This is a genomic window from Actinokineospora baliensis (genome assembly GCF_016907695.1).
Taxonomy (GTDB): domain Bacteria; phylum Actinomycetota; class Actinomycetes; order Mycobacteriales; family Pseudonocardiaceae; genus Actinokineospora; species Actinokineospora baliensis.
The window spans coordinates 7,328,890-7,352,871 of record NZ_JAFBCK010000001.1; the positions used below are offsets into that span (position 1 = coordinate 7,328,890).

A 23,982-nucleotide genomic window follows, 5' to 3' on the forward strand; every position below is an offset into this window, starting at 1 on the left:
AACGGAGAACAGCGAACTCGTCCCCGCGCGGACGCGCGATCACATCCAGCGCCGAACTCGCCACGATCCGCCTAGGCGCCACCGCCTCAGCCAGCACATCCGAACAATCGCCAGCACAGCGGGCGCCGCTCACACCTCACGGCAAGTTGGCGACCAGTTCCGCGGGCACTACCCGCGTACCCGTGTAGAACGGGATCTCCTCCCGGACGTGCAACCGCGCCTCAGTCCCCCGCAAGTGCCGCATGAGGTCGACGATGCGGTGCAACTCGTCCGCCTCGAACGCAAGGATCCACTCGTAGTCGCCCAAGGCGAACGAGGCCACCGTGTTGGCCCGCACGTCCGGGTAGTCGCGGGCCTCTTTGCCGTGGTCGGCGAGCATCTTGCGGCGTTCGTCGTCCGGGAGGAGGTACCACTCGTAGGACCGGACGAACGGGTACACGCAGATGTACTTGCGCGGTTCCTCACCGGCGAGGAACGCCGGGATGTGGCTGCGGTTGAACTCGGCGGGGCGGTGGAGGGCGACCTGGCTCCAGACCGGGGTGGACGCGCGGCCGAGGGCGGTGTGGCGGAACCCGGTGTAGGCGGCCTGGACCTGCTCGACCTCCTCGGCGTGCCACCAGATCATGTAGTCGGCGTCGGCGCGCAGACCGGCCAGGTCGTACACACCGCGGACCACGACCCCCTTGCCCGCCAAGGCATCGAGGTACTCGGTGGTCTCGGCGGCGGCGGTGCCCCGGTCGTCGGGCAGCCTGCCCGGCTCGATCCGGAAGACCGACCACATGGTGTAGCGGATGGTGTCGTTGAGCTCGGCGTAGTTCAGGCGGGCCATGCCCACCATCGTCGCACCCTCACCCGGTGCGGTGGCGCGCCAGGTGGGCAGCGACACGCCGGGCCGCGGTGTCGCCGGTGGCGATGCAGGCGGGGATGCCGACGCCGTGCAGGGACGCGCCCGCCACGGCCAGCCCGGGTTCGGCGGCGACCGCGCGTTCGATCTCCGCGACGAGCGCCGGGTGGCCGGGTCCGTACTGGGGCAGCCCGCCGCCCCACCTGGTCACCACCGCGTCGACCGGAGGCGCGGTGACCCCGGTGAGCTCGACGAGGTCGGCGCGCACCAGGCGGACCAGTTCGTCATCGTCGGCCTTGAGCGCGCCGGGGTCGCCGAAGCGGCCGACCGAGCCCCGCACGATCACGGTCTCACCGCCGAGATGGGCCCACTTGGACGCCGAGAAGGTGAACGCCTTCACCGCGAACGGCCCGCCGCCGAGGCGCCGCTCCCCCGCGCCGAGCAGCACGCCGGACGTTCCGGGCAGCTCCGTGCCCTCGGGCAGCGCCAGCGCGACCACGGCCATGGACGCGACCTCGACCCGCCCGTACGCGGCGGCCGCAGCAGGCACGACCCCGTCGAGCAGCTTTCGCGCGGCGGCGGCCGGGACGGCGAGGACGACGGCGTCGACGGCGAGCACGGGGTCGGGCGGCTGGTGGGCGGCGGCGTTGGCGCCGAGGGTGAGCCGCCAGCCGGTCGCGGTCTTGGTCACCTCGCGGACCGGGACACCGAGGCGGAGGGTGGCGGACTCAGCGAGCCGGTCGACCAGGCTGCCGAGACCGGAGCGCAATGTGCCGAAGACCGGCTGACCGGTCGGGGTCGGCAGGCAGCGGGCGGCGGCCTCGGTGAGGGACGTGGCGCCTGCGTCGAGCGCATCGGCGATGGCGGGCAGGGTCGCGCGTAGGCCGAGACCGTCGACGCTGCCCGCGTAGACGCCGCCGAGGAGGGGGTCGACCAGGCGTTCTGGCAGCTCGTCGCCGAAGCGGGACCGCAGCAGGGGGCCCAGGGCCTGGTCGCCGTCGAGGGTGAGCGGTGGCAGGTCGGGTTCAGCGGCGACCAGGGCCAGGCCCTCGGGGGTGAGCAGGTCGGCGACGGCGGCTGCGCGCGCGGGCACGCCCATGACGTGACCACCGGGGATGTGCCGGGTGACGCCGCCCGCGCGGACGGTGGAGCGGGCTTTGGTCGGGTGCGTGACGTCGGCGATGCCCAGCTCCGCGAGCAGGGCGGTCACCTCGGGGCGGCGGGTCAGGTAGGCCTCGGCGCCGACGTCGAAGCGGCGACCGGCGAGCTCAGTGGTGCGGATCTTGCCGCCGAGCCGGTCGGACTGCTCGACGACGGTGATCTCGGCGGTCGGGCCGAGCAGTGCGCGCAGGCGGTGCGCCGCGGCCAGCCCGGCGATCCCCCCGCCGACGACCGCGACCCGCACCGGTCAGCGCCCGGTGGGCAGGCTGTGCGCGTGCGCGACGGTTCGGGTGATCACGTCCGGGTCGGTCTGCGGCAGCACCCCGTGGCCCAGGTTGAACACGTGCCCGGCGGCCGCCCGGCCCTCCGCGACGATCCGGTCGACCTCGGCGCGCACCACGTCGTCACCGGCGAACAGCACCGCCGGGTCCAGGTTGCCCTGCACGGCGGCGCCGGGGACGGCGCGCGCGGCCACGTCGAGCGGGGTGCGCCAGTCGACCCCGACCACGTCGGCGCCCGCCTCGCGCATCGCCCCGAGCAGGTGCCCGGTGCCGACGCCGAAGTGGATCCTCGGCACGCCCGCGTCGGCGAGTCCGCTGAGGACCTTCGTCGAGTGCGGCAGCACGAACTCGCGGTAGTCCCGCAGCGACAGCGCGCCCGCCCAGGAGTCGAACAGCTGCACGGCGTCGACACCGGCGCCGAGCTGCGCGCGCAGGAAGGTCAGCGCCGTGTCGGCGAGGTGGTCGAGCAACGCGTGCCAGGTGTCCGGCTCGCCGTGCATCAGGGCCTTGGTCCGCTCGTGGTTGCGGCTCGGACCGCCCTCGACCAGGTACGACGCCAGGGTGAACGGCGCGCCCGCGAACCCGATCAGCGGCGTGTCGCCCAGCTCGCGGGTCAGCATCCGGACCGCCTCGGCGACCGGCTCGACCTGGTCCTGGTGCAGGCTCGGCAACGCGCGCACGGCGGCCGCGTCGCGCACCGGGGTGGCCACGACCGGGCCGGTGCCCGCGACGATGTCCAGGTCGACCCCGGCGGCGACCAGCGGCACCACGATGTCGCTGAACAGGATGGCGGCGTCGACGCCGTGGCGGCGGACCGGCTGCAGCGTCACCTCGGTGACCATGGCCGGGTCGAAGCAGGCGGCGAGCATGGCGGTCCCGGCGCGCAGGGCCCGGTACTCCGGCAGCGAGCGGCCCGCCTGGCGCATGAACCACACCGGCACCCGCTCCGGCACGCCACCGCGCGCGGCGACCAGGAACGGTGCGGACGGCAGGCTCCGGCGGCGCGCGGCGGCCGGGGTGATCAGTTCAGTCATCGCTCCCCCATGCTCCCACGACCCCCGGTGTCCCCGTTCGCGTGGGCGCAAGCTCACACTGTCGGTGGCCCGATCCCGGGCCGCACCCTCGGCGCGCCCTACCCCCTCACCGACTCGGGTGGTCCTACAGTTACCAGTCGTGACTGGAACGTCGACCGCGCCTGAACTCTTCACCCAGGCCGTCCAGGCGCTGAAGTCGCTGCGCCCCCGGCCAGAGCTGCAGCTGGCCGAGGTCCGCCCGCCGCAACGGCTGGCCCCGTACGCGTTCGCCCTCACCGCCGAGGCGCTCGGCCCGGCCGAGGTCCAGGCCACCGGCAGACTCATCCTGCTGCACGACCCCGAGGGCCAGGAGGCCTGGGCCGGGGTGCTGCGCGTGGTCGCCTACGTCCGCGCCGAACTCGACGCCGAGCTGGCGGACGACCCGCTGCTGCCCAGCGTGGGCTGGTCGTGGCTGACCGACGCCCTGGCGGCCTCGGGGGCGGCGTTCACCGCGCTGGGCGGGACGGTGACCGACACGTCCTCGGCGCGCTTCGGCGACATCGCCGGGCCGGAGCGCACCGACGACCTGGAGCTGCGGGCGTCGTGGACGCCGACCGGGGAGCTCGCGCCGCACGGGGAGGCGTTCCTCGACCTGATGGCCAGCGTCGTGGGGTTGCCGCCGGTGGGGGTCGCGCTGTTCGAGCAGCGCCGGGGCGAATAGTCCGGCGGAATGCGCCCCGAGGTGGTAGTGGGGCGAATTCCGTTCGCGTGGTGACCGCTTTCGCGCGGTAGCGGGAATTCGTCCTCGATGGCGCCAAACCGGATCGCCCGCGGCGGCGAATCACCGGTGAGAGCACGTCAGTCCGGCCGGACCGAATCTCCTTCCAGTCCTCAGTGGACCACCAAGCTCGGGAGTTGACACCCGCTATGCACAACAAGATCCGCACGGCCGTCGCCATCACCGGGATCAGCGCGCTCGCCCTGCTCGCCTCGGCCTGCGGCGGCAGCGACAACTCGGCGACCGGCTCCACCGCGATGACCACGACCACCAGCGCGGCCGCGCCGATGACCACCACCTCCGCGATGGCCGACCCGGCCGCCGACCTGGTCGGCCCCGGCTGCGCCGACTACGCCAAGGCCGTCCCCAGCGGCGCCGGATCCGTCTCCGGCATGGCCGCCGACCCCGTCGCCGTCGCCGCGGGCAACAACCCCCTGCTCACCACCCTCGTCGCCGCCGTCTCCGGCAAGCTCAACCCCAAGGTCAACCTCGTCGACACCCTCAACGGCAGCGAATTCACCGTCTTCGCCCCCGTCGACGACGCCTTCAAGAAGATCGACGCGGCGACCATCGAGAAGCTCAAGACCGACGACGCCCTGCTGACCAAGATCCTCACCTACCACGTCGTCGCAGGCCAGAAGTCCCCGACCGCGGTCGTCGGCTCCCAGACCACCGTGGAAAAGGGCACCGTCGAGGTCACCGGCTCCGGCAACAACCTGAAGGTCAACGACGCCAACGTCATCTGCGGCGGCGTCAAGACCGCCAACGCCACGGTGTACCTGATCGACTCGGTCCTCATGCCCAAGAGCTAAGCGGTTCCCGGGTTGTGTCCGCCGCGCTACTCCCGCGCGGCGGATACAACCCGCTCGGCACGAGCGCGAAGCCAAACCATTGCCCTGTCGCCAACTTCACTGCGCTCGACACCCACCACGTGCTCTTCGGCCAGCGGTGCGACCACGGTAGCAGGCGTGCCCTCGTAGAGCCGACCGAAGATCATTGCCTTGGGCTGCTGGGGATCGGCCTCGATCTCCAAGCACGAGGATGCCCGCGTCAGCGTGTCCCGCCAAGCCAACAGCCGCGTGCAGGCCAGTGCCAGATCGCCGGGAACGTGGACCACCACACGCCCAGGGCCGAGATCGGTGGTGAACACCTCCACGCTGGCCACCACAAGTCCGGGATGTCGCCCGATATGCGCGTGCGCGACCTCCGCCAGTCGAGGAAGTTCGCGCCACATGTCCACACGGGACAGACAGCTTTTCAGGGTCGTCGTTGTCATACCTATGCCCTCTGTGTGCCTCTCCGAGCGATCCCCACCACCGTCGCAGATACCTAGAGATCTGTCAACTTGGCTAGTTATGCTCCTATATCTTTAGGCCTGCGGTCGAGGCGGCTAGCATGGTTGACATGCCTAGAGAAGACGAGACGGAAGTCAAGGTTGGGGTGAACGCCGCGGATATCGCGCGTGATCTGCGCGGTGCGATCACGCGGGGCGAGTACCAGCCGGGCGATCGGCTCCCTGGCGAGAACAACCTCATGCAGCAGTACGGCGTTGCCCGGATGACCGCGCGGACCGCCGTGTCCACGCTCCAGAACGAGGGGCTCGCGGTCGCCCACCAGGGGCGCGGCGTGTTCGTGCGCGAGCGGCGGCACATGCAGCGGCACGGAACCGAGCGGTACGCCCGGAGTCGTTGGCAGAAAGCTGTTCTGGGCGCGGAAGCGGCGGAGCAGAACCGCAAGGCGAGTCGGGTGGTTCGACTGCTGGCCACGGTCCCGGCTCCGGAGAAGGTCGCCCAGCGGCTCGCCCTCCCGGCCGACACTCCCGTGTGGACACGGCAGCGTCTGGTGTTCCTGGACGACCATCCCATCCAGATCGCGGATTCCTACTACCCGCTCGACGTGGTCGAGCGGAGCACGCTGCGGGAGACCGAGCCTGGCTCCTCGGACTTCGCGCAACTGGACGCGGTCGGGCACACCCCGACGCGGATTCGCGAGGAGTGGTCGGCGAGGATGCCTTCTCCCGACGAGGTTTCCGCGCTGAGCCTGCTCCCGGGCACGCCGGTCCTGGAGTTCGTGCGCACGATCACCGACCAGACCGGTCGGCCTGTTGAGGTGATGCTGTCCCTCATCGCGGCGGACAGCGCGGAGATGGTCTACGACTTCCCCGTTCCCGACTGAACGACAACGGGCCGCTCCCCCGAGTGGGGAGCGGCCCGTGTGCCTGGAGAGACTTACCGCTTGCGTTCCTTGTTGGAGCGGGCCGAACGCTGGCAAACGTCGCCGACGTCGATGGTTTGGCCGCGGTCCACGTACACGTCGGAGAGGCCGACCAGGCGGCCGCGCTTGTCCGAGCAGGTGAGCTGGTAAGGCTCCTTCGGGCCGTAGGTGGTCGGCAGCGGGGAGGCGAACTCCACCTTCAGGTCGGCCCAGTCGTCGGTCGTGGGGCCTGCTTGGGAGTAGTTCACGATCGCCGCGGTGTAGTCGCCCGCGGGCGGGTCGAACAGGACGGCGCGCTCGGAGTTGGTGCCGCCGCTGGCCGAGGAGGTCACGACGTTGCCCGCGGCGTCGAAGATGTACAGGTCCCAGTCGGTGGCCGGGTTGGCCCAGGCGATGGAGACCTGGAGCTTGCCGTTGTCCACCTTGGGCAGACCATCCACGTGGAACGACACGCGCTCCGCGGTCATGTCCTCCGGGAAGTTGGTGTTGGTCGCCGGAACCCCGGCCGGGTTGGGCAGGGTGATGTTGGACTGGGCCGGGCCCTTGGGGTCGCGGCCGTAGCGGCCCGCGACGTAGGGGCGGGTGGAGGGGTTGACGGCCCAGCTGAAGCGGCCGCCGGTGGCGGTGAGGTTGGAGGTCAGCGTGTCCGCCACGTACAGCGGCTGGCCGACCGTGCCGTCCGGGTTGACCACCGGGGAGGTGGGCGTCTGGAAGGCCTTGCGCAGCTGCAGCTGGTACCCCTTGGGCGCCGAGCCGATCAGCGTCGAGTGCGCGGCCGGGTCGGCGGCGTTGCCCAGCATGTCGATGAACGCCTGGCGGTTGCCGCCCTTGCCAGCGCCCGCCGCCGGGGCGGTGCCGGTGTACTCGGCGACCACGCCCGCCTCGAAGGTCGGGTGGAACTCGTTGGGGCCGATCTCGAAGGTGAAGCCGAACCCGCCGGTGGCGAAGTACGACCAGTCCTCAGTGGACCCCGTGGTGTCGTAGAGCATCCACGACGGCTGGCTGGTGTACCCGTTGCGGGAGGCCATCTTGTCGCCGAGCGCCTTGTACACCGGCTCGTCGAGCGGCGGGCGGACGTCGGCGACGCCGGGCACGCGCAGGACCAGGTTCGAGTACGTGTGCAGGGTGATCAGGTTGGTCACCTGGCGGGTGGACACCAGCGAGCGGATGTTGCGGGTCTCCGGCTCGGAGAACGGCGCCGAGCCGCGGTAGGTGTCGCTGCTCCACGCGGTGGACGCGCCTGCGCCGCCCCAGAAGCCCGCGTAGTTGCGGTTGGGGTCGGTGCCGCGCTGGCGGCCTGCCGGGTTCGCCTTGCAGACGCCGGTGCGGAACGCCTCCGGCGAGTCGTTGACGTTGCAGTTCTTGCGCTTCATCTCGTAGTCGAAGCGGGTGAAGTCGCCCTTGGGCTCGGCCTCGCGGGAGATCGAGAAGCCGTCCGCGTTGACGATCGGGATGACGATGTTGCGGGTCTTGCCCACCAGCGACCGCAGTTCTCCGCCCGCCCGGTAGCCCTTGACCAGCTCGTGCGCCCACTCCATGGCGTGCTCACCCGCGGGCCACTCGCGCGCGTGGTGCACACCCATGAGCACGTTGACGGCCTTGCCGTCGGCGGCGTTGTCGACGTCGGTGGCGATCTCCAACGCGCTGACCTCGCGGCCCTCCCAGGTGGCGTTGGGGAGGGTGAAGGCCTTGACCAGCCCGGGGTTGCGCCGAGCGAGGTCCTTGACCTCGTAGTCGTACTCGTAGAGGTGCCGGTAGGTGGTCCGGCCGGAGGGCAGCGCGGAGGCCTTGCCCTTGGCCGCGTAGTCCTTGTCCCGCTTGGTGTTCTCGATCGAGCGGGCGGTCAGGTCCGCCTGCACCACGGTGGACCGCAGTCCGCTGTCGGCCAGGGTCTTGCGGTCGGCGTCGTCGGCGAGCACGACCTCGACGCCGGTGGCGTCGGCCTTCTCGGTGACGTCGAGGTCCAGGGCCAGCAGGCGGTCCTTCTGCTGGCGGGTCGGGGTCTCCACGCGGACGATCTCCGCGCGCGGGACGGCGGTGGAGCCGCCCTGGTTGTTGATGGCCAGGAAGTCCACGCCCAGCTTCACCGTGCGCGAAGTCCCGGCGTAGCGGCACGCCTGCACGACTAAGCGCTGGTCCTTGGTCACGAAGCTCTCCGCGAGCTCCGCGCTGCGCAGCGCGGCGGAGGCGGCCACGACGCCGCCGGTCGCCTTGTCGAACACCGCCAGGTCCCAGTCCCCGGCGCCCGAGCCGGTCTGGCTCAGCCGGGCCTGCACCAGACCGTTGACCGCGCTGGTGACCTCGCGGTGCGCGGTTCCCCTGGTGCCCGCGGGCAGCAGCCGCTCGAAGCAGGAGCGGGCCACGTCGGCGTCGGCGCGCAGGATGTTGTCCGCGGCCGCCGCGGTGGGCGCGGTGGCCGTGGTGAGGCCGAAGACCACGGCCCCGCTCAGACCGACCGCGGCGAGCACCCGTGCGGCCGGAACGCGTCTGGTTGGTGAGCTCAAGCTCGTCTCCTCCCGAAGCTCGCCCGCGCACGCGCGAGGGCGACGAGCGTGACGCTAGCCACGGATGGATACGGCGAAATGCGTTACCGGTTGCCAGTTGGCCGACAGCGCAACGGCGTTGCGCCGATGGGGCCACGACGGGAATTGGCCGATTCCAGCGCGCTGTCCGATTACCGGACGCTCAAGACAAATTACCTTTTGCCAGTTATCCGACGGTGCCCGCCACCTCTTCGGCGCAACGGAGGACCCGCAGGACGTTACGCCCTGCAACCTTCGCGCAGTCGTCCTCGCTCCAGCCGCGGTCGAGCAGCGCGCCCAGCAGCGCCGGGTAACCGCTGACGTCGGTGAGCCCGGTGGGCATGTCGGGGCAGCCGTCGTAGTCGCCGCCGATGCCGATGTGGTCGATCCCGACGACCTCGCGGGCGTGCTCCAGGTGCGCCACGACGTCCTCCAGGGTGGCCTGGGGCTGCTCGTGGCGGCCCTCCCAGGTCTCGAAGAACCGCTCGCGCACGACCAGGTCGGAGTGCTTGAGGCCCTGCGCGGCCATCGCCTCGGCCATCCGGTCGTCCCAGGCGGCGATGGCGGGCGAGACGAACCGGGGCACGAAGGTCACCATCAGCACGCCGCCGTTGCCGGGGAGCCGTTCGAGCACGTCATCGGGCACGTTGCGCGGGTGGTCGGCCACCGCGCGGCACGACGAGTGGCTGAAGATCACCGGCGCCGTGGTCGCGTCCAGGGCGTCGCGCATGGTCGTGTCCGCCACGTGGGACAGGTCGACGAGCATGCCGAGCCGGTTCATCTCGGCGACCACCTCGCGGCCGAACTCCGAGAGCCCGCCGACGCCGGGCTCGTCGGTGGCCGAGTCCGCCCACGGCGTGTTGTCGTTGTGCGTGAGGGTCATGTAGCGGACCCCGAGGCGGTGCAGGGCGCCGAGGGCACCGAGCGAGCTGGCGATGCTGTGGCCGCCCTCCGCGCCGATCAGCGAGGCGATCCTGCCCTCGGCGAAGGCGGATTCCACCTGGTCAGCGGTGGTGGCCAGGGCCAGGTCCGCCGGGTAGGCGGCGATCAGCCGGTGGACGAGTTCGACCTGTTCGACGGTGACCGTGACCGCCTCGTGCTCGGCGAGCGAGCAGGGCACCCACACCGACCAGAACTGGGCGCCGACCCCGCCGTCGCGGAGCCTGCCCAGGTCTGTGTGCAGGCCGGGCAGGGTGCTGGTGAGGTCGCTGAGGGCGGCGGTGACGGCGGGAACGCTCCCATGGCGGTCACGCAGAGCCCAGGGGAGGTCGTTGTGTCCGTCGACAAGAGGGGTGCGGCTGAGCAACGCTCGAGCCCGGTCTACCGAGGGGTTGTGCACTACCCGTGACTCCATTTCATCGCGTAGCGGGGGCTGCCCGTTACGTCACCGTTCGGGGACTCACCCAATCGTGTGACATCGACGGCCCTCAGTCACAACCCGATCGGATACTTACCCGATTGATCGTCCCGCTAACCCGCTTGGGCGGCTAGGCTGCCTTCGTCGACACCACTTTCGGTCCAACGGCGGCGCGGCTGTTTGGTCGAAAGTCCCAGTGCCGGTCGGGGGGCAACGACCGACTCCAGGGAGGTAGTGACGTGGCTGCCGTCGGCTTAGGTCAGGCCGTTCGAACCACGCCAGCCGGCGCCTTGCCGGCGAACATGGTCCCGCACCCGCGGGAGGAGCTGTTCTCAGTGCTGGTGGTTGACGACCACCCACTGTTGAGGGAGGCGATAGCGGCTCGGCTCACACAGATGGGCGCGGGCACAGTGCACGAGGCCGCCACGGTGGCCGAGGCGAGGGCGCGAGCGCAGGCCACCGGGCCGTGCGACCTGGCGATCCTCGACCTGGGTCTGCCTGACGGTAGCGGGATCGAGCTGGTCACGGAACTGCGCAGCCACGGTTGGCCGCGCATCGTCGTGCTGGCATCGTCCGACGACCCATACGCCGTTCGATCGGCCTTCCAGGCGGGCGCTCAGGCCTACCTGCTGAAGTCCGCGTCGCCGGTGGTGGTGACCGACGGGGTCCGCCGGGTGCTCGAGGGTGGCGTCTACGCCGACCCGAGTGTCGCCCCGGTCCTCGCCACGGGCACCAGGGTCCCCGGCACCGACAACACCCCGCGCGAGCTGTCGGCGCGCGAGGTCGAGGTGCTGCAACTGGTCGCCGACGGCCAGTCCAACAAGGAGATCGGCGAGGCGCTGAACCTCTCGGCGCTGACGGTGAAGTCTCACCTGTCGCGGATCGGCCGCAAGTTGGGCACCGGCGACCGGGCCCAGATGGTCGCGCTGGCCATGCGGGCAGGCGTCATCAGGTAGACAACAGCAGTCGTGTGGCTGGGCTGGGCATGGCCCAGCCACACGACTGCTGCTGATCTGACGGCGGGTGTCACCGGTCGTGCCGTAGGGTCATCGGCCGTGACGACCACCGGCTCAGGACCCAGCGCTGTCGAACCGCCTGCTCCGGTCCTGCTCACCGAGCCCGAAGAGGGCACCCCCGACGTCGTGGTGGACCTGACCGCGCTCGAGCGGGCCGCCCACCGCATCGCCGCGGGGCACGGACCCATCGCCGTCGACACCGAGCGCGCCTCGGGGTACCGGTACTCCCAACGCGCCTACCTGGTCCAGGTGCGCCGCCAGGGGGCCGGGACGTTCCTGATCGACCCCGTCGCCGTGGACGACCGGGTGGAGGCCCTGGTGGCCGCCCTGGACACCGGCGAGTGGGTGCTGCACGCGGCCTCCCAGGACCTGCCCTGCCTCGCCGACCTCGGCCTGCGCCCCGGCAAGCTGTTCGACACCGAACTCGCCGGGCGGCTCGCGGGCTTCGAGCGGGTCGCGCTCGGCACGCTGGTCGAGCTGCTGCTGGGGTTCCGGCTGGAGAAGGGCCACGGCGCCGCCGACTGGTCCCGCCGCCCGCTGCCGGTCGACTGGCTCAACTACGCCGCGCTCGACGTCGAGCTGCTCATCCAGCTGCGGGACGCGCTCGAGGCCGAGCTGCGCGAGCAGGGCAAGTTGGAGTGGGCGCTGGAGGAGTTCGAGGCGCTGCGCACCGCCGAGCCCGCCCCACCGCGCAAGGAACCGTGGCGCCGCACCTCCGGCATCCACAGCGTCCGCACACCGCGGGGGCTGGCCTCGATCCGGGCCCTGTGGGAGGCGCGCGACGCGATGGCCAAGGAGCGCGACATCGCGCCCGGCCGGGTGCTGCCCGACAGCGCGATCATCCAGGCCGCGTCGGTGAACCCGCAGGACGAGCAGGCGCTGCTGCAGCTCCCGGTGTTCAAGGGGCGCGCGCAGCGGCGGCTGTCGAGCACTTGGATGCGGGCCCTGCGCACCGCGGCGGCCCTGCCGAAGTCCGACCTGCCGGACCCGGCTCCCCCCGCCGAGGGCCCGCCGCCCGCCAACCGCTGGGCCGACAAGGACCCGGAGGCGGCCGCGCGGCTGAGCGCGGCCCGGTCGGCGCTGAGCAAGATCGCCGAGGCGCACCGGGTGCCGGTGGAGAACCTCCTGCAGCCGGACCTGGTGCGGCGCACCTGCTGGCAGCCGCCCGCCGATGTGGACAGCGCGTCGGTCACGGCGGCACTGCGGGCCGGTGGCGCCAGGGAGTGGCAGATCGGGTTGACCCTGGACCCGCTGTGCACGGCCCTGAAGGCGACGGCGGGCTAGTCCGTCCTCTCAGTCCTCGATGGACACCTGGAACACGGGGTGTCCTGGAGCTACCGCCCGGAGCTCGTCGTCTGTGGACCGCGCGGTGACGCCCTCGAAGAAGGCGCCCACCTCGAATGCCCAACGCTTGAGGTAGGCGCGCAGGACCTCGGGCTTGGCGTCATCGGCGAGCTCGCGGGCGGTGAAGCGCTGCACGCGCTTGCCGACGGTCAGCTCGCCCTCACCCGCGACGCGCAGGTTGCGGACCCACTGGGTGTGGCCGCGCGGGGACACGAGGTACTGGACGCCGTCGACGGTGAGCAGGTTGACGGGGGTGCTGCGCGGCTCGCCGCTCTTGCGCCCCTTGACCGACAGCACCCGCGCCCCCCAGACGCTGAAGCCGCGCCGCACGAGGAACGCCACGACATCGTTGAACCGCAGCACCCGCATGAGTCGTCCAGGACGCAGGTAGCGGGCCTGCGCGCCCTCGGCGGCGGGTCGGTCGGTGGTGGCCATGAGCCGGACTCCCTCGTAGATGCGAGAGCGGTGCTCTCGTTTGTGAGCGGTGCACTCTGTTGTGAGCAGTGAACACGAGAGCACTGCTCTCGGTCAAGAGCACTGCTCTCGAATTTGTGCAGTGCTCTTGGCGCCGGCAGAATCGCCCGGCATGAGCGCAGGTCGAACGGCACGGGACAAGGCCAGGCACGAGCTGACCCAGGAGATCAAGGACGCGGCGCGCGCGCAGTTGGCCACCGAGGGTGCGCACCAACTGTCGCTGCGGGCGGTGGCGCGGAGCCTGGGGATGGTCTCGTCGGCGCTCTACCGGTACTTCCCCAGCCGCGACGACCTGCTCACCGCGTTGATCATCGACGCGTACAACGCCCTCGGCGACGCCGTCGAGAAGGCCGACCACGGCGCGACCCCCGCCGAGCGCTGGCGCAACGCGTGCACCGCGATCCGCACCTGGGCGCTGGCCCACCGGCACGAGTACGCGCTGATCTACGGCTCCCCCGTCCCCGGCTACCAGGCCCCGAAGGCCACCGTCGCCCCGGCCGTGCGGGCGCCGACGGTGCTGCTCGGGATCGCCCTCGCGGCGGAGGCGCCGGACAGCGGGCTGCCGGAGAACCTTTGGGAGCAGCTCAACGGGGTACTCGGCGCGATCGCGGTCGAGCTGCCGACGGGCGCCATGGCCAGGGTCATGGTTGCCTGGACCCAGCTGTTCGGGATGGTCAGCTTCGAGTTGTTCGGCCAGCTCGTGGGCAGCGCGGACCCGGCGGATGAATTCTTCGGGTACGCGGTGGACCGGATGGCCGAGTTCGTCGGCGTGCAGTGATTACCCGCCGGTAACAAGCGGTAGAGTGAACCCGGGTTACCGTCCGGTAGCCCGGTCCCGACCCGAGGAGCACCCGTGGTCGCACCCGCTGCCCCCGCAGCCGCGCGCGCCGTCCGCGACGTCGTCTTCGTCGACGGCGTGCGGACGCCGTTCGGCAAGGCGGGCCCGAAGGGCATCTACGCCGAGACGCGCGCCGACGACCTGGTCGTGAAGGTCATCCGCGAGCTGCTGCGCCGCCACCCCGAGCTCCCGCCGGAGCGGGTGGACGAGGTGGCGATCGCGGCGACCACGCAGATCGGCGACCAGGGCCTGACCATCGGCCGCACCGCCGCGCTGCTGGCCGGGCTGCCCAAGTCGGTGCCCGGGTTCGCCATCGACCGGATGTGCGCGGGCGCGATGACCGCGGTGACCACCACCGCGAGCGGCATCGCCTTCGGCGCCTACGACGTGGTGATCGCGGGCGGGGTCGAGCACATGGGGCGGCACCCGATGGGCGAGGGCGTCGACCCGAACCCGAGGATCGTGGCCGACAAGCTCGTCGACCCGACCGCCCTGGTGATGGGGCAGACCGCGGAGAACGTGCACGACAGGTACCCGCACCTGACCAAGGCGCGGTGCGACGCCTACGCCGCGCGCAGCCAGGAGAAGTTCGCCGACGCGGTGAAGGCGGGCAAGATCGGGCCGGAACTGGTCCCGGTGGCGACGCGGTCCGCCGAGCTGGGCTGGGGTCTGGCCATAGAGGACGAACCGCCGCGACCGGGCACCACGGTGGAGACGTTGGCGGGCTTGAAGACCCCGTTCCGCCCGCACGGCAGGGTGACGGCGGGCAACGCGGCCGGGTTGAACGACGGCGCGACCGGCTGCGTGCTGGCGGCGGAGTCGACCGCGCGGGAACTGGGCCTGCCGATCGGGATGCGGCTGGTCGGGTACGCGTTCGTCGGCGTCGAGCCCGAGGTCATGGGGGTCGGCCCGGTTCCGGCGACGGAGAAGGCGCTCGCCAGGTTCGGTCTGTCCATTTCGGACATCGGGCTGTTCGAGCTGAACGAGGCGTTCGCGGTGCAGGTCCTGGCCTTCCTGGACCACTTCGGACTCGACGACGACGATCCCAGGGTCAACCAGTGGGGTGGTGCGATCGCCTGCGGCCACCCGCTCGCCTCCTCCGGCGTGCGGCTGATGACGCAGCTGTCGCGGCAGTTCGCCGAACGCCCGGACGTGCGCTACGGGCTCACCTCGATGTGCATCGGGATCGGCATGGGCGGCACGGTCATCTGGGAGAACCCGAACTGGGACGGGGGCAAGTGATGCTGACGCGCCAGCAGGCCGAGAAGGCCTTTCCCGACGAGGTCGTGACCAAGGCCGTCACCAGGGTGGTGCGGGTGGCCGGGTTGGCCAAGCCGGTCGCCCTGATCACCATCGACAACGGGCTCGACCACACCCGCCCGTCCACCTTCGGCCCGCAGGGCCTGGTGAGCCTGAACGCGGCGTTCGACGAGGCGCTGGCGGCCGATCCGGCGGCGATCGCGGTGACGGGCAAGCCCTTCATCTTCGCCGTCGGCGCCGATCTGTCCGGGGTGGAGCAGGTCGCGGACCGCGAGACCGCCCTGGACATCGCCGGGACCGGGCACGACGTGTTCCGCCGGTTCACCGAGTCGCCGGTGCCGACCTTCGCGTTCATCAACGGCGCGGTGATGGGTGGCGGCCTGGAGCTCGCGCTGTCGTGCCACTACCGGACGCTGTCGGACAACACGGCGGCTATCGCGTTGCCGGAGGTGTTCCTCGGCCTGTTCCCGGGATGGGGCGGCACGCAGCTGCTGCCGAACCTGATCGGTCCGGACGCCGCGGTCACGGTGATCTTCGAGAACGCGTTGAGCCAGAACCGGATGCTCAAGCCCCAGCAGGCGGCGGACCTGGGCATCACGGACGTGCTCCTCGGGTCGGCCGACTTCATCGAGCGGTCCTTTGCCTGGCTGTCCGATGTGGTCAATGGCCAGATTTCCGTTCCCCGCAAGGAGATTGATCGGGGAGCGGGCTGGGACGCGGCGGTCGAGCGCGCCAAGGGCATCGTGCACGGCCGCACCAAGGGTGCTTCGCCTGGCGCACTGAAGGCGTTGGAGCTACTGGAGTTGGCTCGCGCCAACGATCTCGACACGGGCTATGCGGCCGAAACCGAAGCGCTGGCCGATGTGTTGATGAGCGATCCGCTGCGGGCGGGCCTGTACTCGTTCAACCTGGTGCAGAAGCGCGCTCGACGGCCCGCTGGCGCCCCGGACAAGTCGCTGGCCCGGCCGGTGACCAAAGTCGGCATCGTCGGCGCGGGGTTGATGGCCAGCCAGATGGCGCTGCTTTTCGCGCGGCAGCTCAAGGTTCCCGTGGTGCTGACCGATATCGACCAGTCCCGTGTGGACAAAGGCGTCGGCTATGTGCACGACGAGATCGACAAGCTCGGCGCCAAGGGCAGGCTGACGGCCGACGGCGTGAACCGCTTGAAGGCACTGGTGTCCGGCTCGCTGGACAAGGCCGCTTTCGCCGACGCGGACTTCGTCATCGAGGCGGTGTTCGAGGAACTCGGTGTCAAGCAACGGGTCTTCGCCGAGGTGGAGGCGCACGTCAGCGCGGAGTGCGTGCTGGCGACCAACACCTCGTCGCTGTCGATCACCGAGATGGCGGCCGGGTTGACCCACCCCGAGCGGGTGGTCGGCTTCCACTTCTTCAACCCCGTCGCGGTGATGCCGCTGCTGGAGATCGTCCGCGCCGAACGCACCGACGACGCCACCCTGGCCACGGCGTTCGCGGTCGGCAAGGCGCTGCGCAAGTCCTCGGTGCTGGTCAAGGACGCGCCCGCGTTCGTGGTCAACCGCCTGCTGACCCGCTTCATGGGCGAGGTCGTCGCCGCGATCGACGAAGGCACCCCGTTCGAGGTCGCCGACCGCGCGACCGACCCGCTCGGCCTGCCCATGAGCCCCCTGGTGCTCCTGCAACTGGTCGGCCCCCCGGTCGCCCTGCACGTCGCCGAGACCATGCACCGGGCCTACCCGGACCGGTTCGGCGTGAGCGAGAACATGCGCCGCTTCGTCGAAGCGGGCAAGACTGCGGTGTGGACCTGGGACAGCACAGGCACCCAGTCGGTCGACCCGGAAGTGGCCGAACTGTGGCAATTCGGGTCGAACCCCCTGACCGCCGACCAGGTCCTGACCCGAGTCCTCGACGGCGTGGCCGAAGAGATCCGGATCATGCTCGACGAAGGCGTGGTGGCCGAAGCCCAGGACATCGACCTCTGCATGATCCTCGGCGGCGGCTGGCCCTTCTGGCTCGGCGGCATCACCCCCTACCTCGACCGCACCGGCGTCTCCGAACGAGTGCACGGCAAACCCTTCCTCGCCCCCGGCGTGGCATCGGTCCCGGCCTGACCACGCCGGTGCCCCCTGGTCCGCCAGGGGGCACCGGCGTGCGGGAGTTGATCAACTCCGTCACAGCCGGAACGCGGCTGCGGCTGCGATCTCCGCACGCGAGGCGGAAGATGGATTCGTGGCAGGCAGAACGCGGGTTGGGACGTCGGGGTGGGTCTATCCGCCTTGGCGGGGGGTGTTCTACCCGGAGGGGCTGGCCCAGCGGCGGGAGTTGGAGTACCTGTCGCGGCGGGTCGATTCGGTGGAGATCAACGGGTCGTTCTACGCGTTGCAGAAGCCGGAGAGCTACCAGCGATGGCGGGAGGAGACGCCGGAGGGGTTCGTGTTCTCGGTCAAGGGGCCGCGGTTCGTGACGCACATGAAGCGGTTGAAAGACGCGGAGGCGGTGGAGGTGGGGCGCGGGCACGATGAGCGGATGAAGGGTCGGGAGTGGCTGCGGACCGACCAGGACCGGCCGATCAGGTATGCGATCGAGGTGCGCAACCCCGACTTCGGCGCGCAGGGGTTCATCGACCTGCTGCGGGACAAGGGGATCGCGCTGGTGGTGGCGGACACTGCGGGGAAGTGGCCGTACTTCGAGCAGGTGACGGCCGATTTCGTGTACGCCAGGCTGCACGGGGACAAGGAGCTCTACGCCAGCGGGTACTCCGACGAGGCGTTGGACCGGTGGGCGGCGAAGGTGCGGGACTGGCGGGAGCGCGGGGACGTGTTCGTGTACTTCTACAACGACGTGAAGGTGAAGGCGCCGGGGGACGCGCAGGGGTTGGCGCGGCGGCTGTGAACATCGGGCGGGTTGGGCGGATGGAGCTCATCCTCGTCCGCGACGGACCGACGTGTGTGTGGTGTGCTCGGGAGTTCCGCGGTCAGGCGGTTCCCACCACCGACCACCTGGTGCCCAGGGTGAAGGGCGGGCCTTCGTGGGTGGAGAACGAGGTGGCGGCTTGTCGGGGGTGCAACCGCTTGCGGGGCCACGTCAGCCCGGTGGACTGGCTCGGGGAGTGCCTGCGGCAGGGTCGAAAGCCTGACACAGAGCGGGTTTCCCGGGTGTTGACGCTGTTGGGGGCGGCGATTGTGGAGCGGGGTGGGCAGCGGCGGGCTCGGGCGTACGTCGAGCGGCAGTTGCGGCGGTTGGCCAAGCCCGGCTAGTGGTGCGACCCAGAATGTTGGCCGTGTATCGGCCCGTCCACGGCGTGGCTGGCAAGGCGCCGGAACGGCCTCGTACTGGGCGTACTCGGTCGTTTCGGCAACGCAGCCAGGCGCGTCGTGGGCGGGCCGAGACATGGTCAAGGTTCTGGGTCGTGCCACTAGATCGAGGGGAGGGCGACCACCACGCGCAGGCCGCCGCCGGGGACGGGGGTGGCTTGGACGGTGCCGCCGTGGGCTCTGGCCACGGCTCGGACGATGGACAGGCCGAGGCCGGTTCCGGTGTGCGAGGTGCGGTCGACGCCGCCGCGGCGGAAGGGTTCGAACAGTTCGGGGACGCGGTCGGGGGCGATGACCGGGCCGGAGGAGGCGACCTCCAGGGAAGTCCACTGTGGACCGCTGGTGGTGCGGACCTCGATCCACCCGCCGTCGACGTTGTGGCGGACGGCGTTCTCCAGCAGGTTGCCCGCGACCCGCTCCAGCAGCGCGGCGTCGCCGGTGACGGTGGCGTGGTCGTGGTGGAAGCGGGCCGTGATGCCGCGGCGTTCGGCGTCGGACTTGGTGGAGCGCCAGGCGCCCGACACGACCACCGGGAGCTCGACCGGTCCGGTGGCGCCGACCCCGAGCCCGTCGGTGCGGGCGAGGACGAGCAGGGCCTCCACCAGGTCGCCTGCGCGCAGGGTCGCGGTGCGCACGACTTCGGCCATGCGGCGGAGTTCGGCGGCGTCGGCGTCCGGATCGGACAGTGTGACGTCGAGTTCGGTGCGGATCACCGCGAGGGGCGTGCGCAGCTCGTGGCTGGCGTTGGCGACGAACTGCCGTTGCGCGGAGAACGCCGCCTGCAGCCGGTCGAGCATCGCGTCGAAGGTGTCGGCGAGTTCGGCCACCTCGTCGCGGGCGCCCTGGTGGCCGATCCGCTGCCCCATCGACTCGACCGACAGCCGGTGCGCGGTGGCCGTCACCTCGCGCAGCGGCCGCAGCACCCGCCCGGTGATCACCCACGCCAGCAACGCGGTCGCGGCCACCACGCACACGAACGCCACGGACCCCGCCAGCAGGACCCGGTCCCGCGCGTCGTTGGACAGCGCCTCGGCCAACTCGTCCGCCTCGACGCGGATCCCGCCCACGACCACCGTCGTCCCGGTGGGCAGCGCGGGGACCGAGGCCACCACCTCACCGGCCAGGACCCACCCGAGCCACAGCAGCAGCACGCTGACCACCGCGACGAGACCGGTCGCCAGCAGGGTGACCCTGGCCCGCAACCCCAGGCCGCGCCCGCGCTCGGTCACACCCCCGTCGCACCCGCGGACGCCGGGACGCGGTACCCGGACCCGACCACCGTGTCGATGACCCCGGGGTCGCCGAGCTTCTTGCGCAGGGTCATCACCGTGACCCGGACCGTGGTGGTGAACGGGTCCGCGTTCTCGTCCCACACGCGCTCCAGGAGTTCCTCGCTGCTGACCACCGACCCGCGCGCGGCGAGCAGCACCTCCAGCACGCCGAACTCCTTGCGGGTCAGCTCGACCGGTCGCCCGGCCCTGGTGACCGTGCGCCTGGCGGGGTCGAGCTCGACGTCGCCCGCGACCAGCACCGGTGGCGTCACCGGGGTCGCGCGCCTGGCCAGCGCCCGCACCCTGGCGACGAGCTCCGGGAAGGCGAACGGCTTGGCGAGGTAGTCGTCGGCGCCCAGCGAGAGGCCCTCGACCCGGTCGGCGACGGCGTCGCTCGCGGTGAGCATCAGCACCCTGGTCAGCGCCCCGGACGCGACGATCTCCCGGCACAGCTGGTCGCCGTGCATGCCGGGCAGGTCGCGGTCGAGCACGACCACGTCGTAGCGGGTGACCGAGGCCTTCTCATGGCCCTCGTCGCCGTCCAGGGCGATGTCGACGGCCATACCCTCGCGCCGCAGGCCCCTGGCGACCGCCTCGGCGAGGGCGGCCTCGTCCTCCACGATGAGAATCCGCACCCCACCACGGTGCCACACGCCCCGGCGGGCCCCTTCGTTCGGGCATGATCAGCGCCATGATGCTGCGGTCGCTGCGCGAACAGGTGGCCTCCCACGCCCGGCTGCTCGCCGGGTCGGGGCTGGTGCTGGGCACGGCGGGCAACCTGAGCGCCAGGCAGGGCGACCTCGTCGCGGTCACCCCCACCGGCGCCCGGCTCGCGGACCTGCGCGCCGAGCACGTGACGGTGGTCGACCACCGCGGCGAGGTGGTCGAGGGCCGCCTCGCCCCGACGTCCGAACTGGACCTGCACCTGGGTGTCTACCGGCGCTACCGCGCGGGTGCGGTGGTGCACACGCACGCCCCGATGGCCACCGCGCTGTCGCTGGTCCTGCACGAACTGCCCTGCGTGCACTACCAGCTGGTCGAGCTCGGCGGCACGGTCCCGGTCGCGCCCTACCGCACATTCGGCACACCAGAACTGGCCGAGGCCGTGCTGGACGTCCTCGAAGGGCACACCGCCGCGCTGATGGCCAACCACGGCGCGATCACCTACGGCGCCGACCTGGAGACCGCGACCACCCGGGCGCAGCTGCTCGAGTGGGGCTGCGAGCTGTACTGGAAGGCCGCGCAGCTGGGCAAACCGCGTGAGCTCGACCGCGCCGAACGCGCCGACTACGACCGCCAGGTCGCCCGGCTGCGCTACGGGGTGACCCGCGAGCTGGACCAGCCGGGCTAGACCGTCACGACCTCGTTGACGAACGGGGCGTTCTTGATCTGCGACCCGCGCACGTCCCACTTCTTCACCACCGCGCCGTCGACGGTCAGCTGAGCCACGAAGTTGCCGGGGCCGAGCTTGTTCTCCGCGACCACGACGAAGGTGTTCTCCCCCGCCAGCTTCGCGGTCAGGTCCGCGACGACCTTCGGCTGGTTGCCGCGCAGCAGGCCGTTGGAGAACACGACCGCGTCGTTGACGCGCACGCTCGCGACGTCGTCGATCTCGGTGCAGGTGAGCACGACGACCTTGGTCGGGGCCGGGGTGCTGACCTGGTAGTCGAACTCGAAGGTCTCGTCGACGAACACGCCGTGCTTGCCGCCGTCGTCGGGCAGCCGCCACTCGCGCACGACCTGGCCGTCGGCGGTGAGGGTGGCGGTCAGCCCGGCGACGCCCGGCCCGTTGGTTGCGGTGAACACCAGGGTGTTGCGGCCGGGGACGAGCTTGCCGGTGAGGCTCACCGCGACCTTCGGCTGGGTCACCCGCAGCAGGCCGTGGGTGAACGCCTCGGCCCCGTTGATCGTCACCCGCACCGAGTCGTCGACGTGGGCAAGGGTCAGCTCGAGGTGCTGGGCAACGCGGACCGGGTCGGCCACTGGGACTTTCTCCTCACCGTGGAAGCGGGTGACCACCGCGAGATGATCACCATTGGTGTCGAGATCGACCGTTGCGCGCCGAACGTTTCACCTAGGGCAACGAACCCGGATCCGCAGGCGGGGCGGATCCGGGAGCGCACTCGTCAGGCGCGGTCGACCGCGGGTTCGGCGACGGTGCCGATCAGGTCGGAGGCCCAGCCGGTGACCTTGCGCGCGATGTGCTGCGCGGTGAGGCCGAGGCGGACCAGCACCTCGTCGCGGCTGCCCTGGGTGTGGAACTCGTTGGGGATGCCGAGGTCGCGCAGCGGCACGTCGACGTCGGCGTCGCGCAGCGCGGCGGCGAGGGCCCAGCCGAAGCCGCCGTGGCGGCCGCAGTCCTCGACGGTGACGACCAGCTTGTGGCGGCGGGCCAGCCCGGCCAGCTCGGCGGGCACCGGCGCGACCCAGCGCGGGTCCACCACCGTCACACCGATGCCCTGGTCGGCGAGCCGCTCGGCGGCGGCCAGGCCCAGCGCGGCGAAGGAGCCGACGGTGACCAGCAGCACGTCCTGGTCGGCGTCGCGGCGCAGCACGTCCACCGGGCCGATCCGCTCGACGGCGGGGATGTCGTCGCCGACGGTGGCCTTCGGGAAGCGCAGCACCGACGGGCCGTTGTCGATGGCGACCGCCTCGCGCAGCTCCTCGCGCAGGGTGGCCGCGTCGCGCGGGGCGGCGATGTGGATGCCGGGGATCATGCCCAGGATCGACAGGTCCCACATGCCGTGGTGGCTGGCGCCGTCCGGACCGGTGATGCCCGCGCGGTCGAGCACCACGGTCACCGGCTGCTTGTGCAGCGCGACGTCCATCAGCATCTGGTCGAAGGCGCGGTTGAGGAAGGTCGAGTAGATCGCGACCACCGGGTGCAGCCCGGCCATGGCCATGCCCGCGGCCGAGGTGATCGCGTGCTGCTCGGCGATGCCCACGTCGAACACCCGGCGCGGGAAGCGCTCGGCGAACGGCGCGAGGCCGGTGGAGCGCAGCATCGCGGCGGTGATCGCCACCACGTCCTCGCGCTCGGCGCCGATCGCGGCCAGTTCCTCGGCGAACACCGAGGTCCACACGGTGCCCTTGGACTTGCGGGGCTTGCCGGTGACCGGGTCGATCGGGTCGGTCTGGTGCATCTGGTCGAGCTCGTCGTTCTCGGCCAGCGGGTAGCCGTTGCCCTTGCGGGTGACCGCGTGCACGATCACCGGCCCGCCGAAGTCCTTCGCCCGGCGCAGCGCGACCTCCAGCGCCTCCAGGTCGTGCCCGTCGACCGGGCCGAGGTACTTGAGGCCGAGGTCCTCGAACATCGCCTGCGGGCTCAACGCGTCCTTGATGCCGCGCTTGGCCGCGTGCAGAGCCGCGTATAGAGGCTTACCGACGACCGGGGTGCCTTGCAGGACCCTCTTACCGCCCTCGAGCGCGCGCTCGTAGCCCGGTCGCAGGCGAAGCGTGGCGAGGTGGTCGGCGAAGCCGCCAATGGTCGGCGAGTACGAGCGGCCGTTGTCGTTGACCACGATGACTACGGAACGGTCCGTGCCCGCGGCGATGTTGTTCATCGCCTCCCAGCACATGCCGCCCGTAAGAGCGCCGTCGCCGACGACAGCGACAACGGTGCGCTTCTCGCCGCGCAACTGGTGCGCCTTCGCCATGCCGTCGGCGTAAGAGAGCGCGGTGGACGCGTGGCTGTTCTCCACCAGGTCGTGCTCGCTCTCGGCCTGGCTCGGGTAGCCGGAGATGCCGTCCTGCTGGCGCAGCTCGTCGAACCCGTCCCGGCGGCCGGTGAGGATCTTGTGCACGTACGCCTGGTGGCCCACGTCGTAGATCAGGCCGTCGGCTGGCGAGTCGAACACCCGGTGCAGCGCGATGGTCAGCTCGACCACGCCCAGGTTGGGCCCCAGGTGCCCCCCGGTCTTGGTGACCTTGTCGACCAGGAACGACCGGATCTCCACCGCGAGCCGGTCGAGTTCCTCGTGGGTCATCCGCCGGAGATCGGCCGGTCCGTGCACGGAGTCCAGCAGGGTCACGCGTCGTCACCTCGTCAGAGAGCGGTGTCGTGTGGGTGGGTTGTGCAGTCGGCTCTTCGGTCCAGTCTACGAGCGGTGGGCGGTACCCGACTTCCGGTATCGGCGCGCGGACGCCGCACGGTGATCGCCCATCCGGGTCACCCGGCCCGGCACCGGGGTGCGGTGTTCCCGCTGGACCTGGCCGTGCGCGTCGCCCCGATTGGGTAGGGTTCGCGGCACATCGGGGGTCGGACAGGGGGCTGTGGCAGTGGTGTGGGGAACAGCTGTGCCCGGGGCTTTCCCGGCGGG

General features: G+C 71.3%; 22 protein-coding genes. 11 read left to right on the forward strand and 11 right to left on the reverse strand.

Features of this window, described 5'->3' with window-relative positions:
- Nucleotides 1–136: 136 nt before the first annotated feature.
- From hemQ to hemE, 3 genes are read right to left on the reverse strand one after another with little or no spacing between them, the layout of a single operon-like run.
- A complete protein-coding gene (gene hemQ, locus JOD54_RS32210) occupies nucleotides 137–829 on the reverse strand; it encodes a hydrogen peroxide-dependent heme synthase (RefSeq protein WP_204455696.1) in 693 nt (230 codons plus the stop codon).
- A 19-nt stretch (nucleotides 830–848) separates the two neighbouring features.
- Nucleotides 849–2,249, reverse strand: coding sequence for a protoporphyrinogen oxidase (hemG, locus tag JOD54_RS32215; protein WP_204455697.1), 1,401 nt, complete (start codon nucleotides 2,247–2,249; stop codon nucleotides 849–851).
- A 3-nt stretch (nucleotides 2,250–2,252) separates the two neighbouring features.
- Nucleotides 2,253–3,320, reverse strand: a complete 1,068-nt coding sequence (gene hemE / locus JOD54_RS32220; protein ID WP_204455698.1) for a uroporphyrinogen decarboxylase — start codon at nucleotides 3,318–3,320, stop codon at nucleotides 2,253–2,255.
- Between the two features lie 139 nt (nucleotides 3,321–3,459).
- Between hemE and JOD54_RS32225 the strand changes: the two genes are divergently transcribed.
- Together JOD54_RS32225 and JOD54_RS32230 are read left to right on the forward strand one after the other, a co-directional pair.
- Nucleotides 3,460–4,020, forward strand: coding sequence for a DUF3000 domain-containing protein (locus JOD54_RS32225; RefSeq protein ID WP_204455699.1), 561 nt, complete (start codon nucleotides 3,460–3,462; stop codon nucleotides 4,018–4,020).
- Nucleotides 4,021–4,226: 206 nt separating this feature from the next.
- Nucleotides 4,227–4,889 carry a fasciclin domain-containing protein gene (locus JOD54_RS32230; RefSeq protein WP_204455700.1) on the forward strand — a complete coding sequence of 221 codons (663 nt, stop codon included), beginning with the start codon at nucleotides 4,227–4,229 and terminating at the stop codon, nucleotides 4,887–4,889.
- A 26-nt stretch (nucleotides 4,890–4,915) separates the two neighbouring features.
- Here JOD54_RS32230 and JOD54_RS32235 read toward each other — a convergent pair whose 3' ends face one another.
- Entirely contained in the window at nucleotides 4,916–5,353 is a 438-nt protein-coding gene (locus JOD54_RS32235) for a hypothetical protein (protein WP_204455701.1), read from the reverse strand.
- Nucleotides 5,354–5,481: 128 nt separating this feature from the next.
- Here JOD54_RS32235 and JOD54_RS32240 point away from each other — a divergent pair, with 128 nt between their 5' ends.
- Nucleotides 5,482–6,252 (forward strand): GntR family transcriptional regulator, encoded by a 771-nt coding sequence (locus JOD54_RS32240; protein ID WP_204455702.1) that lies wholly within the window; start codon nucleotides 5,482–5,484, stop codon nucleotides 6,250–6,252.
- A gap of 53 nt (nucleotides 6,253–6,305) precedes the next feature.
- Here the strand turns inward: JOD54_RS32240 and JOD54_RS32245 are convergent, their stop codons facing one another.
- Nucleotides 6,306–8,759: a M14 family zinc carboxypeptidase gene (locus JOD54_RS32245; protein ID WP_372440425.1), complete on the reverse strand. Its 2,454-nt coding sequence runs from the start codon at nucleotides 8,757–8,759 to the stop codon at nucleotides 6,306–6,308.
- 241 nt (nucleotides 8,760–9,000) lie between these two features.
- Nucleotides 9,001–10,152 (reverse strand): dipeptidase, encoded by a 1,152-nt coding sequence (locus tag JOD54_RS32250; protein ID WP_307860454.1) that lies wholly within the window; start codon nucleotides 10,150–10,152, stop codon nucleotides 9,001–9,003.
- Nucleotides 10,153–10,409: 257 nt separating this feature from the next.
- On the opposite strand from JOD54_RS32250, the gene JOD54_RS32255 reads away from it, so the two are divergent.
- Nucleotides 10,410–11,126, forward strand: a complete 717-nt coding sequence (locus tag JOD54_RS32255; RefSeq protein WP_033400965.1) for a response regulator — start codon at nucleotides 10,410–10,412, stop codon at nucleotides 11,124–11,126.
- Between the two features lie 99 nt (nucleotides 11,127–11,225).
- Nucleotides 11,226–12,470: an HRDC domain-containing protein gene (locus JOD54_RS32260; protein ID WP_204455704.1), complete on the forward strand. Its 1,245-nt coding sequence runs from the start codon at nucleotides 11,226–11,228 to the stop codon at nucleotides 12,468–12,470.
- 9 nt (nucleotides 12,471–12,479) lie between these two features.
- Here the strand turns inward: JOD54_RS32260 and JOD54_RS32265 are convergent, their stop codons facing one another.
- Nucleotides 12,480–12,965, reverse strand: coding sequence for a nitroreductase family deazaflavin-dependent oxidoreductase (locus tag JOD54_RS32265; protein WP_204455705.1), 486 nt, complete (start codon nucleotides 12,963–12,965; stop codon nucleotides 12,480–12,482).
- A gap of 151 nt (nucleotides 12,966–13,116) precedes the next feature.
- Between JOD54_RS32265 and JOD54_RS32270 the strand changes: the two genes are divergently transcribed.
- The 5 genes from JOD54_RS32270 to JOD54_RS32290 all read left to right on the forward strand — a co-directional run bounded on the left by JOD54_RS32270 (nucleotide 13,117) and on the right by JOD54_RS32290 (nucleotide 18,335).
- Nucleotides 13,117–13,782 carry a TetR/AcrR family transcriptional regulator gene (locus JOD54_RS32270; protein ID WP_204455706.1) on the forward strand — a complete coding sequence of 222 codons (666 nt, stop codon included), beginning with the start codon at nucleotides 13,117–13,119 and terminating at the stop codon, nucleotides 13,780–13,782.
- Between the two features lie 75 nt (nucleotides 13,783–13,857).
- On the forward strand, nucleotides 13,858–15,084 hold the full coding sequence (locus JOD54_RS32275) for a thiolase family protein (RefSeq protein WP_204455707.1): 1,227 nt from the start codon (nucleotides 13,858–13,860) through the stop codon (nucleotides 15,082–15,084).
- The gene (locus JOD54_RS32280) at nucleotides 15,084–17,189 is read left to right on the forward strand and encodes a 3-hydroxyacyl-CoA dehydrogenase NAD-binding domain-containing protein (protein ID WP_239573578.1); all 2,106 of its coding nucleotides are present in this window, start codon (nucleotides 15,084–15,086) and stop codon (nucleotides 17,187–17,189) included. The genes JOD54_RS32275 and JOD54_RS32280 overlap by 1 nt, the downstream gene beginning before the upstream one ends.
- A 118-nt stretch (nucleotides 17,190–17,307) precedes the next feature.
- Entirely contained in the window at nucleotides 17,308–17,970 is a 663-nt protein-coding gene (locus JOD54_RS32285) for a DUF72 domain-containing protein (RefSeq protein WP_204455709.1), read from the forward strand.
- Nucleotides 17,971–17,990: 20 nt separating this feature from the next.
- Entirely contained in the window at nucleotides 17,991–18,335 is a 345-nt protein-coding gene (locus JOD54_RS32290; RefSeq protein WP_204455710.1) for an HNH endonuclease, read from the forward strand.
- Between the two features lie 158 nt (nucleotides 18,336–18,493).
- On the opposite strand, the gene JOD54_RS32295 is transcribed toward JOD54_RS32290, so the two are convergent.
- Together JOD54_RS32295 and JOD54_RS32300 are read right to left on the reverse strand one after the other, a co-directional pair.
- Nucleotides 18,494–19,621, reverse strand: a complete 1,128-nt coding sequence (locus JOD54_RS32295; RefSeq protein ID WP_204455711.1) for a sensor histidine kinase — start codon at nucleotides 19,619–19,621, stop codon at nucleotides 18,494–18,496.
- Nucleotides 19,618–20,298, reverse strand: coding sequence for a response regulator transcription factor (locus tag JOD54_RS32300; RefSeq protein ID WP_204455712.1), 681 nt, complete (start codon nucleotides 20,296–20,298; stop codon nucleotides 19,618–19,620). Before JOD54_RS32300 ends, JOD54_RS32295 begins: the two co-directional genes overlap by 4 nt.
- A 56-nt stretch (nucleotides 20,299–20,354) precedes the next feature.
- On the opposite strand from JOD54_RS32300, the gene JOD54_RS32305 reads away from it, so the two are divergent.
- Complete coding sequence (locus JOD54_RS32305; RefSeq protein ID WP_204456933.1) at nucleotides 20,355–21,014, forward strand: class II aldolase/adducin family protein; 660 nt, start codon at nucleotides 20,355–20,357, stop codon at nucleotides 21,012–21,014.
- Here JOD54_RS32305 and JOD54_RS32310 read toward each other — a convergent pair.
- Nucleotides 21,011–21,682, reverse strand: coding sequence for a hypothetical protein (locus tag JOD54_RS32310; protein ID WP_204455713.1), 672 nt, complete (start codon nucleotides 21,680–21,682; stop codon nucleotides 21,011–21,013). The genes JOD54_RS32305 and JOD54_RS32310 overlap by 4 nt on opposite strands.
- A gap of 107 nt (nucleotides 21,683–21,789) precedes the next feature.
- Nucleotides 21,790–23,694 carry a 1-deoxy-D-xylulose-5-phosphate synthase gene (gene dxs / locus JOD54_RS32315; RefSeq protein WP_204455714.1) on the reverse strand — a complete coding sequence of 635 codons (1,905 nt, stop codon included), beginning with the start codon at nucleotides 23,692–23,694 and terminating at the stop codon, nucleotides 21,790–21,792.
- Nucleotides 23,695–23,982: the final 288 nt, after the last annotated feature.